This window comes from Streptomyces pinistramenti, assembly GCF_020564935.1.
GTDB classification, from domain to species: domain Bacteria; phylum Actinomycetota; class Actinomycetes; order Streptomycetales; family Streptomycetaceae; genus Streptomyces; species Streptomyces pinistramenti.
On the sequence record NZ_JAJCXB010000021.1, the window covers coordinates 54,529 to 68,592 of the forward strand.

A 14,064-nucleotide genomic window follows, 5' to 3' on the forward strand; every position below is an offset into this window, starting at 1 on the left:
ACACGGTCACCGGCGGCACGGCGGGAGGCGGCCGCCCGCGGCCGGCGTCACGGCGACGGCCCGCGGCCCTGCCGTGCCGTGCAGATGATCCGTGAAGGACCTGCCCGTCCGCGGCCGCAGCTCATACGATGGGGGCATGGCGACCGACGGGGAACTGATGGACCACGCACGCGACTTGGACTTCTTCATCAGCTACTCGCCGGCCGACGAACAATGGGCCTCCTGGATCGCCTGGACCCTGGAGGAAGCCGGATACCGCACGGTGATCCAGGCGTGGGACTTCGTCGCGGGCACCAACTTCATCGACTTCATGGACCGCGGCGTCAGCGAATCCGTCGCCGTCATCGCCGTCCTCTCAGGCCACTACGGGCGCTCCACCTACGGCCGCATGGAATGGCAGGCCGCCCTGCGCGCCGAGCCCGAGGAGCCCGAACGCAAGCTGCTCACCGTCCGCGTCGAGGACATCCCGATCGAGGGCCTGCTCGCCACGATCACCTACGTCGACCTCGTCGGCGTCGCCGACCCCGAAACGGCCCGCGGCCTGCTGCTCACCCGCGTCGGACAGGCCGTCGAAGGACACGCCCGCCCGGGACAGCGCCCCGGCTACCCCGGCAACCCGACCGCATCCGGACGGCCCAGGCCCCCGGCGTCCAACGGGCACTCCGACGAACGCCAGCGCCCGCTCGGCCGCACCGGCTGGTCCGGGCGCCGCCGGCCGGCCAGGGCGCCGCAGTACCCGCAGGCACCGGGCGCCGCCGGCCCGCCGGACGCACTGACCGTGCTCCACCTCGCAGGCCCCGACTTCGGCCGCGGCCGCGAACCCGACGCGCTGCGCCGGGAGATCCGCAGCGACCTCGTCGAGCTGAAGGACGCCGGCGCCCCGTCCCCCGACCTCCTCGTCGTCACCGGCGACCTGACGGCATCCGGCAGCCCGCGCGAATGCGACCAGGCCCTCAGCTTCCTCACCGGCCTCCGCTCCCAGCTCGACCTGCCGCCCCAGCGCGTCGTCGTCGTCCCCGGCAACCAGGACGTCAGCCAGGCCGCCTGCCGCGGCTACTTCCACACCTGCGAGGCCGACGAGATCCCGCCGCAGCCCCCGTACTGGCCCAAGTGGCGCCACTACACCCGGCTCTTCCGCGGCCTCTACGAAGGACTCGACACGGTCTTCGACAGCGACCAGCCCTGGACGCTGTTCCCGGTGCCCGAACTCCACACCGTCATCGCCGGGTTCAACTCCTCCATCGCCTACAGCCACCGCCCCGACGACCAGTACGGCTTCCTGGGACGCGACCAGGCCACCTGGTTCGCCGAGGCACTGCGCGGCTACGAGGACGAGGGCTGGCTGCGCATCGGCGCACTCCGGCACCCGCTCACCGGCCGCAGGCGGCCCGGCGACGCACCCGGAGGACCGGGACCGCTGCGCGACGTCGACACCTTCACCCGCCTCACCGCGCCCCGGCTGCACCTCCTGCTGCACGGCCCCAGCGGCGGCCCCCGCACCAGCACCGCCGAGCCCGCGCACGACCTGCTGCCGCTCACCGCGGGCGAGCTGCCGCTGTTCGGCTCCGCGGCCCCCGCCCGGTTCGAACTGCTGCGGGTCAGCGCCGACAAGGTCACCCGCTGGACCGGCGAAGAACCCACCGAACCGGACGGGTTCCCGGTCTCCTGGCGCAGCGCCCACCGCATCTTCCTGCCTCCGGGCGAGCCCACCGCCCCGCTCCCCGCCGCCGCGCCCGCCGACAACCGCTCCGTCGAAGAGCCCGCCGACTCGCTCGCCGAACGCGTCAAGGAGGTCTGCCGGGCCCGGCAGGAAGGGGTACGCCTGCGCGACGTACCGCGCGGCACCCCCGAAGACCTCACCCAGATCATGGTCACCTGGAACGACGAGGGAGTCGTACGGCAGCAGCGGATCGCCGTCCACCCCGGCACCCCCACCGACGACGAACTCGACCGCTTCCTCGCCCAGGCGCTCGCCACCGACACCGGATCCGAAGCCGAACTGGTCCACGCCGGGCCGCCCCCGGAGCCCGCGCTCCGCGAACGGGCCGGCCGCCGCGGCATCCGGGTGCGCAGTTTCCTCGAATTCCAGGGCCTGCTCGACCTGCGCGCCTACGTCACGGCCCAGACCGCCAGGCTCGGCAACGACGACAGGTACGCACCCGACCTCTACCTCCCGCAGCGCTACCGCGACGCCGAACGCCCCGACGGCGAGGAACGTGAAGGTCTCGTCGAGGCCATGCTGCAACTCCTGGAGACCGACCACGGCCGCTTCATGCTGCTGCTCGGCGACTTCGGGCACGGCAAGACCTTCGCCCTGCGCGAGCTGGCCCGCCGCATCCCCGAACGGCTCCCGCATCTCACGCCCCTGCTCATCCCGCTCAACACCCTCGACCGCGCGCACAGCCTCGAAGGTCTGGTCGCCGCCCACCTCGCCGGGCACGACGTCGACACCATCGACCTGCGCGCGCTGCGCTACATGCTCGGACAGGGCCGCGTCGTGCTGCTCTTCGACGGCTTCGACGAACTCGTCAACCGCGTCAGCTACGACCGGGCGGCCGACCACCTCCAGGTGCTCCTGAACGCCGCCGTCGACAACGCCAAGATCGTGGTGAGCAGCCGCACCCAGCACTTCAAGTCCCGCGACCAGATCCTCACCGCGCTCGGCGAACGCGTCGGCCTGCTCCCGCAGCGCCGCATCCTCTCCCTCGAAGGCTTCGTCCCGGCCCAGATCCGCGCCTACCTCGTCAACCGCTACGCCGACGAGGAGAGCGCCGACCGCCGCTTCCAGCTCCTCCGGAACATCCCCGACCTGCTCGCCCTGTGCGCCAACCCCCGCCTGCTCAGCTTCGTCGCCGACCTCGACCAGGACCAGCTGCGCGCCGTCGCCGGAGCCGGCCGTGCCCTGAGCCCCGCCCGGCTCTACGAAGACGTGTTCACCGCCTGGCTCGCCCACGAGGAACGCCGCGGCCAGGGCGGCCCCGGCGCCGCCCCCGGCCTGAGCATCGACCACCTCTGGACCGCGGTCACCGCACTCGCCCGGCGGCTGTGGGAGAGCGGCCGCAGCGGCCTGCGCCTCGACGAGCTGACCGACACGGTCGCCGCCGCGCTCAGCGAACTGTCGGCCGGCACGCTGTCCACCCAGGAACGCGCCCAGGCCGTCGGCGCGGGCAGCCTGCTGGTCCGCACCGACGACGGACTCTTCCAGTTCATCCACGGCTCCGTCATCGAATGGCTCGTCGCCCGCGAGGCCGCGGACCGACTCGCCCACGGGGACGGCACCCTGCTGTCCGCCCGCCCCTTCAGCCCGCTCGCCGTCGAGTTCTTCTGCGACCTCGCCGACCACGGCCTGTGCACCGAATGGGTCCGCACGGTCCTCAACACCCCGGGGCCCGGCACCAGCGACGCGGCCCGCGCCAACGCCGTCCGGATCATCGACCGGCTGCGGGTGCCCGCCAACGCCGACCTGCGCGCCGCCCGGCTCTGTGGCGAGGACCTCTCCGGGCGGGACTTCTCCGGCGTGGACCTCACCGGCGCCGACCTCACCGACACCCGGCTGATCGGCGCCAACCTCTCCGGCGCCGTCCTCAAGGACGCCCGGCTGAACGGCGCCCGGCTCGACCTCGCCGACCTGACCGGCGCCGACTTCACCGGCGCCGACCTGCGCGGCGCCCGCCTCACCCGCGCCGACCTGCGCGGCGCCCGCCTCACCGGCAGCCGCTGGCACCGCGCCGCGCTCATCGACCCGGTCCTCGACGCACAGGTACGCGCCGCCCCCGAACTGGGCACCGCCGCCCTCGCCCCCGGCATGCCCGTGGAGGCCGGCTTCCGCCCGGCGGCCGTCGGCGTCCCGTACGGCTTCGACATGCGCACCAGCCGGCTGCCCGAGCCCATCTCGTACAGCCCCGAGGGCGAACTCCTCGCGGTGGGCAGCGAGGACGGCGGGGTCCTGGTCTGCGCTGCGGACACCGGCCGGGCACTGCGCACCCTCCACGGACACGAAGGGCGGGTCTACGCCGTCAAGTTCCGCTCCCGGGTCCTCGCGACCGGCGGCGCCGACGGCACCGTACGCCTGTGGGATCCGGTGTCCGGCAGCTGTCTGCACCGCATCGACGTCCACCCCGGCGGCGTCTGGCCGGTATCGCTCGACGAGGACGGCACGATCGTCGCCACCGGCGACGCCGACGGCATGGTGACCCTCTGGGACACGGCGAGCGGCGCACCGCTGCACCACCTGCCAGGCCACACCGCCCCCGTCTACACCGCCGTGTTCAGCCCCGACGGCCGCACCCTGGTCACCGGTGACGCGGCCGCCGGTCTGCGCATCTGGGACACCCGCAGCGGAGCGTGCACCGGCCACCTGCCGGGCCACCAAGGGGCCGTCTACCGCGCCCGGTTCAGCCCCGACGGCACGCTGCTCGCCACCGGCGACCAGGGCGCCGAAGGGCACGGCACGGTCCGCGTCTGGCGGCTCTCGGACGCCCGCCTGCTGCACGAGTTCACCGGCCACACCGGACGCGTCTACACCCTCGACTTCCACCCCGACGGCACGCTGCTGGTCAGCGGCGACACCGACGGCCAGGTCCGGCTGTGGGATCCGGTCGTCGGCGCACCGGCCGGGGCCCTGGAGCGCTGCACCGGCGCGGTCTACCAGGTGATGTTCGGCAACGAAGGCAGGCTGCTCGCCGCCTGCGACAGCGACGGCACGGTCCGGCTGTGGCGGGTCGCGTCCGGAACCGGCCACCGCAGCGTGACCCTGTTGCGCCAGCAGCCGGTCGAACACCGCGGCTCCGCCTGGGCCTGCCGCTTCCGCCCGCAGGACAGCCAGCTCGTCACCGTCGGCAACGACGGCGGCGCCCAGATCTGGGATGCCGACACGGGCCAGGGCAAGCGGATCCTGCGCGGCCACGGCCGCCGGGTCAACACCGTCGCCTTCAACTCCGACGGCAGCCGCCTCGCCAGCAGCGGCAACGACGGCATCGTCCGGCTGTGGGACGCCCGCACCGGCCGCCGGACCGCCGAACTCTCCGGCCGCGGCGACCGCCTGATCTCCGCCGTCTTCAGCCCGGCGGGACCGATCCTGGGCACGGCCAGCAACGACGGCGACGTCTACCTCTGGAACGCCGCGAACGGCGAGTACCTCCGCGAGATCGACGTGGAGACCGACCACACCTGGGCCGAGGCGTTCAGCGCGAACGGCGAACTGCTCGCCACCGCCAACGACGACGACTCGGTCCGCCTGTGGTGGCGCAGCACCGGCGCCCATGTCGCCACCCTGAGCGAGCACCGCGGCCGGGTGCGCTCCATCGCCTTCCGCGGCGACGGCGCACTCCTCGCCACCGGCTGCGACGACGGCCGCGTCCGCCTCTGGAACGTCGAGGGCGGCCGCCTGGTCACCGAACTCGAAGGCCACACCGACCGGGTGTACGCGGTCACCGTTGGCGCCGACAGCGACTGGGTCGGCAGTGCTTCCTGGGACGGCACGGCCGTCGTCTGGCAGGACGGTGTGCTCCGGCACGTCCTGCGCGGCCACCACGGCCGGCTGTGGGCGGCCGTCGCCCACCCGCGCCGCCCGCTCCTGGCGACCGCGGGCGACGACCGCACCGTCTGCCTCTGGGACACCGTCACCGGCACCCGCACCGCTCGCCTCACCGGACACACCGGGCGCATCTTCTCCCTCGCCTTCCACCCCGACGGCTCCCGCCTCGCCAGCTGCGGTGAGGACGGCACGATCCGCCTGTGGAACATCCCCGCACCGGACGGCACGGGCCCCGCGCCCGAACCGTCCCTGCGCGCCACGCTGATCGGCGTGCCGGACGGCTGGGCGGCGCTCACCCCCGAGGGCGGCTACAAGTACGAGGGCGCTGTGGCGGGCGAGTTCTGGCACGTCGTCGGCATGGCCCGCTTCGCCCCGGGAGAACTGGACGACTATCTCCCCGGCGTCCACCGGCTGTCCCTGGACGCGGAGTTGTAGCGGCGGGGGAGGCGTCCACCGGGCCGCGCGCCCGTCCCGTGTTCCGGACGGCCCCTTGCCGCCGGGTGTGCCATGAGGTCTGCTGGGTGCCTTGAGAGCCTGTGTCCGAACCCCGGCCGGGCGCCCGCCGTGATTCAGACACAGGCTCTGACCGGTCCTGTCCGCACCGCACAAGGAGCCCGCCCGTGTTCACCACCCGCCCGACCCTCCACGGCACCTTCGGGATGGCCTCCACCACGCACTGGCTGGCGTCCCAGTCCGCGATGGCGGTCCTGGAGGACGGCGGCAACGCCTACGACGCGGCCGTCGCCGCCGGCTTCGTGCTGCATGTCGTCGAGCCGCATCTGAACGGCCCGGCGGGTGAGGTCCCGATCATCCTGGCGCCCGCGGGCGGCCCCGTACGGGTGCTGTGCGGGCAGGGGCCCGCACCGGCCGGGGCGAGCGTGGCGCACTACACCGGGCTCGGCCTCGACCTGGTGCCCGGCACAGGACCGCTGGCCGCCGCCGTGCCCGGCGCCTTCGACGCCTGGATGCTGCTGCTGCGCGACCACGGCACCAGGACTCTGGCCCAGGTGCTGCGGTACGCGATCGGCTATGCGGAACACGGGCATCCGGCCGTCGAGCGGATCGGCGAGACGATCGAGACGGTCCGGGAACTCTTCACGAAGGAATGGACCTCATCGGCCGAGATCTACCTGCCGGGCGGCAGGTCCGTCACCCCGGGCGGGCTGCTCCGCAACCGCCCGCTGGCCGCCACCTGGCGCCGGCTCACCGCCGAGGCACAGGCCGCTTCCGCCTCCCGGGAGGGACAGATCGACGCGGCCCGCAGGATCTGGCGCGAGGGCTTCATCGGCACCGCACTCGCCGACGCCGCCGCCCGCCCGGCCATGGACACCTCGGGCGAGCGGCACGCCGGCACCCTCACAGGCGACGACCTCGCGGGCTACTCGGCGTCGTACGAGGCCCCCGTCACGTACGACTGGAACGGCTGGACCGTCGCCAAGCCCGGCGGCTGGTCCCAGGGCCCGGCCTTTCTCCAGCAACTCGCCCTGCTTCCCGAGGAGTTGCCCGCCTATGGCAGTCCGGAATACGTGCACACCCTCATCGAGGGCTGCAAACTCGCGATGGCCGACCGCGAGGCGTGGTACGGCGACGCGGACGAGGTCCCGCTCGGCACGCTGCTCGGCGAGGCGTACAACACCGAGCGCCGGAAGCTGATCGGCGCGCGCGCTTCATACGCGCTGCGGCCCGGCACTCCCGACGGCCGGACCCCGCGGCTGAGCCGGCACGCGCTGGCCGCCGCCGCGGGGCGGGCGGGGGCCGCGGGCGGCGGGCGGGCCGCGGGCATCGGCGAGCCGACCGTCGCGCCCAGCCCTGCCGATGCGGACGAAGCGCTCGCGCAGAGCGTCGCGCCCGAGGTCGACCGCAGCGGCGCCACCCGAGGCGACACCTGCCACATCGACATCGTGGACCGCTGGGGCAACCTCGTCTCCGCCACCCCGTCCGGCGGCTGGCTCCAGTCCAACCCCGTCGTGCCGGGCCTGGGCTTCCCGCTCGGCAGCCGGCTCCAGATGGCCTGGCTGGAGGAGGGGCTGCCCAACTCGCTGACCCCCGGCCGCCGTCCGCGCACCACCCTGACCCCGTCGCTCGCGCTGCGCGACGGCGTCCCGGTGATGGCGTTCGGCACACCGGGCGGCGACCAGCAGGACCAGTGGCAGCTCCACTTCTTCCTCGCCGTCACGCTGCGCCCCGAGGTCCGCGGCGGCCTCGACCTCCAGGGCGCGATCGACGCACCGAACTGGCACAACGAATCGTTCCCCAGCTCCTTCTTCCCCCGCGCGATGCAGCCGGGCGCCGTCACCGTCGAATCGCGGATCGGCACCGGGACCGTCGTAGAGCTGCGCCGCCGCGGGCACCACGTCACGGTCGGCGGGCCCTGGTCGGAGGGGCGGCTGTGCGCCGTGGCCCGCGACCCGGAGACCGGAGTGCTCTCGTCGGCCGCGAACCCGCGCGGCATGCAGGGCTACGCGGTAGGTCGCTGACCTGCGACGGTGCCGGGCGCGCCGGAGACGTCGGGCGGCGGTCGGCACCCGCGCTTACCCTCCGGGGCGTCCGGAATTCACCTTTGGTCAAGCCGCCGTGTCAGTGGGGCGTGGTTCGATGGATGCATGATCGAAGCACTCAGCACTCATCAGGGAGACCTCGCGAACAGCACCGAAGCCGCGCCGGGCACCCCGCGCGCGGCGAGCGCCGCCGCCCCTGCCATCCCCGCGCCCGACCTGTCCGCGCTGGACCTCGCCGCCGTGGAGGAGGCCGTCCGCCGGGCGGCCGCCGAGGAGATCCTGCCGCGGTTCCGGCAGCTCGCGGCGGAGGACATCGTCGAGAAGAACGGCCCGCACGACCTCGTCACGGTCGCCGACCGGCGCGCCGAGGAACACCTCACCGCCGCGCTCACCGCCCTGCTGCCCGGCTCCGTGGTGGTCGGCGAGGAAGCCGTGCACGCCGACCCCGCGATCCTCGACGCGCTGCGCGGCGACGCCCCGGTCTGGATAGTCGACCCGGTCGACGGCACCCGTCAGTTCGTCCACGGCGACCCCGGCTTCGCGACCCTGGTCACCCTCGCCCACCGCGGCGACCTGCTGGCCTCCTGGACGTACGCGCCCGCGCTCGGCCTGATGGCCGTCGCCCGCCGCGGCGCCGGTGCCACACTGAACGGCGAACCGCTGGCGCCGGGCCCCGCCGCGTCCACCACGGGCATCGACGTCGCCATCTCGCACTTCGACTTCACCACCGACGAGCAGAAGCGGGTGCTCGGCGCCCTGGACACCGACGGCATCGCCCCGCGCCCCTGCGGCTCGGCGGGCCTTGAGTACCTGTACATCGCCCGGGGCGAGATCGACGCCGTCGCCTTCAGCTGGGAGAACGCCTGGGACCACGCGGCCGGGCTGCTGCTGGTGCAGGAGACCGGCGGCGCGAGCGGCACGGTCGCGGGCGAGCCGTTCCGCATAGCGGGTGGCAATGCACTGCCCTTCACCGCGGCGCGGGACGCCGACACCGCGCGGCGTATCCTCGGACTGCTGGCAGCCGCCAACTGATCCTCAGCGACGAGGACCGGACACGAGGGGAGTGGCGCAGGTGCCGAGGATGCTCGATGCCGTGGTGATCGGGGCGGGGCCCAACGGCCTGACGGCCGCCGTCGAACTGGCCCGCCGCGGAATGTCCGTGGAGGTCTTCGAGGCCCGCGGCACCATCGGCGGCGGTGCCCGCACCGAAGAGCTGACCCTCCCCGGCTTCCGGCACGACCCCTGTTCGGCCGTGCACCCCTTCGGCATCGGCTCACCCGCCTTCGCCACGATGCCGCTCGCCCGGCACGGCCTGGAGTGGCTGCACCCCGAGATCCCGATGGCGCACCCCTTCCCCGACGGCACCGCCGCCGTCCTCTCCCGATGCGTCGGCGAGACCGCGATGTCCTTCGGCCCGCGTGACGCGGGGACGTACCGCAGGCTCGTCGCGCCGTTCCTCGGCAAGTGGGACAGCATGGCCCACGACTTCCTGCGTACCCAGTGGCTCGGCCTGCCGCAGGATCCGGTGACGTACGCGCGCTTCGGGCTCTCCGCGATGCAGCCGGTCACCTTCGTCAACCGCCGCTTCCACGGCGAGAAGGCCCGCGGGCTGCTGGCCGGGCTCGCGGCGCACGCCATCGCCCCGCTCGGCGGCTTCGGCACCACCGGGCTTGCCCTGATGTTCGCGCTGGCCGCGCACGAGGTCGGCTGGCCGGTGCCCCGCGGTGGCTCGCAGTCCATCAGCGACGCGCTGGCGGGCCTGCTGCGTGCCCACGGCGGCGCGCTGCACACCGACTTCGAGGTCAAGCGGCTCGACGACCTGCCGCCCGCCCGCGCCTACGTCTTCGACACCTCGCCGACCGCGCTCGCCCGGATCGCGGGCCTGGGCAACGCCTACCGCAACGTCACGTACGGCCCCAGCGTCTTCAAGATCGACTACGCGATGTCGGCCCCGGTGCCGTGGACCGCCCCGGAGGCCCGGCAGGCCGGCACCGTCCACATCGGCCCCACCAGCGGCGAGATCGGCGCCGCGCTGGACGCCGCCGTGCACGGCCAGGACCCGTCCGTACCGTTCCTGATCACCTCCCAGCCCAGTCTGATCGACCCCACCCGCGCCCCCGAAGGCCGGCACACGTTCTGGGCGTACGGCCACGTCCCCAACGGCTGGGAGGGCGACGCGACGGACGTCGTCGAGCGGCAGATCGAGCGCTTCGCCCCCGGCTTCCGCGACCTCGTCCTGGCTCGCGCGGTCGCAGGCCCGCCCGAAATCGCTGCCCGTAACGCCAACTACGTCGGCGGCGACACCGCCACCGGCTCCGTGGCCGGCCTGCGCCTGCTCATCCGCCCCAAGCTCGCCCGCGTCCCCTACACCACCGCCCACCCCGCCGTCTTCCTCTGCTCCCAGGCCACCCCGCCGGGCCCCGGGGTGCACGGCATGTCGGGCCACTACGCCGCGAAGCACGTATGGCGCAGGCTGCGCGCCGGCGCACGCTGACGGCACCCCGACGCACCCGGCGCGCTCCTCTAGGCTCCGGCCCATGAGCCCCACACGCCCCACACCCTCCCCGCCCGGCCCGGCCCTGACGTTCGTCCGCGGCGACATCACCGAGCAGGCCGTGGACGCCGTCGTCAACGCCGCCAACTCCTCGCTGCTCGGCGGCGGGGGCGTGGACGGCGCCATCCACCGCCGCGGCGGCCCGGAGATCCTGGCCGCCTGCCGCGAGCTGCGCGCCTCGCACTACGGCCGTGGCCTGCCCACCGGCAAGGCCGTCGCGACCCCGGCGGGCCGCCTGCCGGCCCGCTGGGTGATCCACACCGTCGGCCCGGTCTTCGCCTCCGGCGACGCGGCCCTCCTCGCCTCCTGCTACCGCGAGTCGCTGCGCGTCGCCGACGAACTCGGGGCGCGGACGGTGGCCTTCCCCGCCCTCTCCACCGGCGCCTACGGCTGGCCCGTGGACGACGCCGCGCGGATCGCCGTCGAGACGGTGCGCGAGACGGAAACGGCAGTCGAAGAGGTGCGGTTCGTCCTCTTCGACGCAGACACGTACGCGGCCTTCGCGGCGCAGGCCCGGTAGCGGACGGCGGTCCGCAGCCCACGCGCCACCGCCGCGGCGATCTCGGCCCCTCCCGCCAAGTCGGCTCTTTCGCAAGGTCCTTGTCCCCCTCCGCGGTGTCCGCCCCGTTCCGCCTCCCCATCGGATGGCCGGAAGCCGTCGGAGTTATCCACCAACGGGCCTATGAGAGCGCAGATTTGAGGTGTGATACTCGGCCGCCGGGGCGGCGGTGCGAGAACGCCGGCGGAGCCAAGGAGCGGGCATGGCAAGTCAGCAGGACCAGGAGAGTCTTCTCGACGCGGTGGCCGGCCGGCTGACCGCGGGCAAGGTGCTGACGGACCTGCGGGCGCCGGGTGCGGTCCGGGTCACGTGGCGGTCCATGCTCGAATGCCAGGTCACCCGGTGCATCGAGACCCGCGGGGAAGACGACAGGCGGCAGCACGGGCAGGTCGACCTGGCCCGGCACGCCACGTACCGGGACCTGTGGACCCACCCGGTTCCCGAACCGTCCGACGCGAAGGCCCAGCAGGAGTGGACGCTGGTGCGGCAGGACTCGGTACGCGAGCACCACTGCGAATGCGGCAACGGCCGCGTGCCCTGCGACCGGTGCACGGGGCGCGGTGACCTGGTCTGCGAGCCGCTGCGGGCCTGCCCGAGCTGCGGCGGCGCCGACTCCTGCGCCACGTGCGGCGGTACCGGAAAACGCGGCCACCGCAGCGCCTCGGCCCCCGCGCACGGCGAGCGGGAGACCTGCGTCAAGTGCGGTGCGGAGGAAGCCGCCTGTCACGCCTGCCGTGGCGCGGGACGCGTCCGGTGCACCGACTGCGGGGGGAGCGGGAAGGTGGACTGCCCGGGATGCGGGGGCGAGGGCAGCGTCGACCACACGGCGTGCGGCGGTGCCGGCCGGACCACCACGTGGACCGAGGGCACCATCAAGCACCGCAGTGTGGCGGACAAGGTGCCGATGCCGACCAAGCCGCCACCCGTCCTCGTCCGGCTGATGGCGCAGGGAGCAGGGGAGTGGCGCACCGCGGACTGCGGCTACGGTGACCCGCTGCCCGATGACCTGTCCGATGCACATCGGGACGCCGTCGAACGGGGGCTCGCCAAGCGGTCGGGGGAACTGAAGAGGCGGGCCGGCCTCCGCTATCTGCCGATAGCGCGCGTGGTCGTCGCCGGAGAAGCGGGGCGGGTGTTCTACGCCTTCCCCGAGGCCGCCGGCACCAAGGTCATGGTGCTGCCTTCGGCACGCCGCGTCGCGCTGATCGCCGCGGCGGCCGTCGGCCTCGCGGCCGCGGTCAAGGCGGTCTTCCTGCTGCTGGGCTGAGCGCTGCCGGACGGCCCGGGGCCCGCGCACTGCGCCCGCGCCATCCGGTGCGAGAGTGTGGGGCGGAGCCCGTCCGGATCAGGAGTACGCCATGCCGCATATCCTCGTTTCCTACGACACGTCCCTGCACGACGTCCTCGACCGCCGCCGCTTCGCCCGCGACCTGCACGCGCTGGCCGCGCAGACGGTCGACGGCGTCACCGTCGAGAGCTGCAAGACCCGCTTCCAGCGCGTCGAGGAGACCGTCATCGCGGACGACGAGCCCGGACAGGCCCTGATCCACCTGGAGTTCGCGCTCCTCCCGGGCCGCACGGCGCAGGTCAAGACCGCACTGAGCCGGGCGACGCTGGAACTCCTCCGGCAGCACACGGCCGCCGCGCCGGACACCCTGGTGGTGCACGCGTCCGTGGACGTGACCGACCTCGACGCGGCCTACACCAAGCACGTGGAGCGGGGCGGCATCGGCACGTGATGCAGCGGTCCTCGCGGGCCGGCAACTGCCGTGACCGGCCGGGTAGTTGACGCGGCGCCAGCGGCATGACCGCCAAGGTGCCGCGGTACGTGCCGGGCCCGGGGCGAAAAGGGCGGGCGGGGGCGCGCGGCCCGGTGCGAGAATGCGCGCTCCGCCGCCGCACGACCCCGAGGAGCCGACGATGACCGGCCTGTACCCGCCCATCGAGCCGTACGACCAGGGGATGCTGGACGTGGGCGAGGGCAACCTCGTGTACTGGGAGGTGTGCGGCAATCCGCGCGGCAAGCCCGCGGTGGTCGTGCACGGCGGCCCGGGGTCGGGGTGCGGCCCCTGGAGGCGGCGGTTCTTCGATCCGGAGCGCTACCGCGTCGTCCTGTTCGACCAGCGCGGATGCGGCCGGAGCACCCCGCACGCCGGCGACCCGGCGACCGACATGCGGCACAACACCACCGACCGTCTGCTCGCCGACATGGAGCAGTTGCGGGAACACCTGGGCATCGACCGCTGGCTGCTGTTCGGCGGTTCCTGGGGCTCGACGCTGATCCTCGCGTACGCCGAGCGCCATCCGCAGCGGGTCTCGGAGATCGTCATCCCGAGCGTCACCACGACCAGGCGCCGCGAGATCGACTGGCTCTACCGCGGCGTCGGCAGGTTCTTCCCCGAGCAGTGGGAACGTTTCCGGGATGGTGCCCGCGCGGCCGAAGGGGACGGCAGCCTCATCGGGGCGTACGCGGAGCTGACCGGGCACCCGGATCCGGCGGTGCGGGAGCGGGCCACGGCGGACTGGTGCGCCTGGGAGGACACCGTGCTGTCCATGGAGCCGAACGGCTCGCCCGATCCGTACGCGGGCCGTCCCTCCGCCGCCCGGCTCGCCCTCGTCCGCATCTGCGCGCACTACTTCGCGCACGGCGGCTGGCTGGAGGAGGGCGCCCTGCTGCGCGACGCGGGCCGGCTGGCCGGGATCCCGGGGGTCCTCATCCACGGCAGGATGGACCTCAGCTCGCCGCTGGAGACCGCCTGGGAACTCTCCCGCGCCTGGCCGGACGCCCGGCTGATCGTCATCGACGACGCCGGGCACAAGGGCAGCGAGGCGATGCGGGAGGCGGAGATCGGCGCCCTGGACCGGTTCGCGGCGGCCGACGGCCGGGCCTGAGCCCGTACCGCTCCCGCACGGGCGT

General features: G+C 74.0%; 8 protein-coding genes. All 8 read left to right on the top strand.

The features are described from left to right. Positions 1 to 136 precede the first annotated feature (136 nt). The 8 genes from LIU39_RS16925 to pip all read left to right on the top strand — a co-directional run bounded on the left by LIU39_RS16925 (position 137) and on the right by pip (position 14,039). Positions 137 to 5,971: a WD40 domain-containing protein gene (locus tag LIU39_RS16925; protein WP_264482881.1), complete on the top strand. Its 5,835-nt coding sequence runs from the start codon at positions 137 to 139 to the stop codon at positions 5,969 to 5,971. Between the two features lie 185 nt (positions 5,972 to 6,156). Continuing rightward, entirely contained in the window at positions 6,157 to 8,013 is a 1,857-nt protein-coding gene (locus tag LIU39_RS16935) for a gamma-glutamyltransferase family protein (protein ID WP_227047556.1), read from the top strand. Between the two features lie 126 nt (positions 8,014 to 8,139). Then, positions 8,140 to 9,066 carry an inositol monophosphatase family protein gene (locus LIU39_RS16940; RefSeq protein WP_227047557.1) on the top strand — a complete coding sequence of 309 codons (927 nt, stop codon included), beginning with the start codon at positions 8,140 to 8,142 and terminating at the stop codon, positions 9,064 to 9,066. A 40-nt stretch (positions 9,067 to 9,106) separates the two neighbouring features. Then, entirely contained in the window at positions 9,107 to 10,528 is a 1,422-nt protein-coding gene (locus LIU39_RS16945) for a phytoene desaturase family protein (protein WP_227047558.1), read from the top strand. Positions 10,529 to 10,571: 43 nt separating this feature from the next. Beyond that, positions 10,572 to 11,108, top strand: coding sequence for an O-acetyl-ADP-ribose deacetylase (locus tag LIU39_RS16950; protein ID WP_227047559.1), 537 nt, complete (start codon positions 10,572 to 10,574; stop codon positions 11,106 to 11,108). 241 nt (positions 11,109 to 11,349) lie between these two features. Further along, positions 11,350 to 12,414 (top strand): molecular chaperone DnaJ, encoded by a 1,065-nt coding sequence (locus tag LIU39_RS16955; RefSeq protein ID WP_227047560.1) that lies wholly within the window; start codon positions 11,350 to 11,352, stop codon positions 12,412 to 12,414. A 91-nt stretch (positions 12,415 to 12,505) separates the two neighbouring features. After that, entirely contained in the window at positions 12,506 to 12,886 is a 381-nt protein-coding gene (locus LIU39_RS16960; RefSeq protein ID WP_227047561.1) for a 5-carboxymethyl-2-hydroxymuconate Delta-isomerase, read from the top strand. Positions 12,887 to 13,067: 181 nt separating this feature from the next. Beyond that, positions 13,068 to 14,039 (top strand): prolyl aminopeptidase, encoded by a 972-nt coding sequence (gene pip, locus LIU39_RS16965; protein WP_227047562.1) that lies wholly within the window; start codon positions 13,068 to 13,070, stop codon positions 14,037 to 14,039. Positions 14,040 to 14,064: the final 25 nt, after the last annotated feature.

Bases quoted from the DNA above. Each gene is read 5' to 3' on its own strand.
- LIU39_RS16925 (WP_264482881.1), top strand. From the start codon at position 137: ATGGCGACCGACGGGGAACTGATGGACCACGCACGCGACTTGGACTTC.
- LIU39_RS16940 (WP_227047557.1), top strand. From the start codon at position 8,140: ATGATCGAAGCACTCAGCACTCATCAGGGAGACCTCGCGAACAGCACC.
- LIU39_RS16950 (WP_227047559.1), top strand. From the start codon at position 10,572: ATGAGCCCCACACGCCCCACACCCTCCCCGCCCGGCCCGGCCCTGACG.
- LIU39_RS16955 (WP_227047560.1), top strand. From the start codon at position 11,350: ATGGCAAGTCAGCAGGACCAGGAGAGTCTTCTCGACGCGGTGGCCGGC.
- LIU39_RS16960 (WP_227047561.1), top strand. From the start codon at position 12,506: ATGCCGCATATCCTCGTTTCCTACGACACGTCCCTGCACGACGTCCTC.
- pip (WP_227047562.1), top strand. From the start codon at position 13,068: ATGACCGGCCTGTACCCGCCCATCGAGCCGTACGACCAGGGGATGCTG.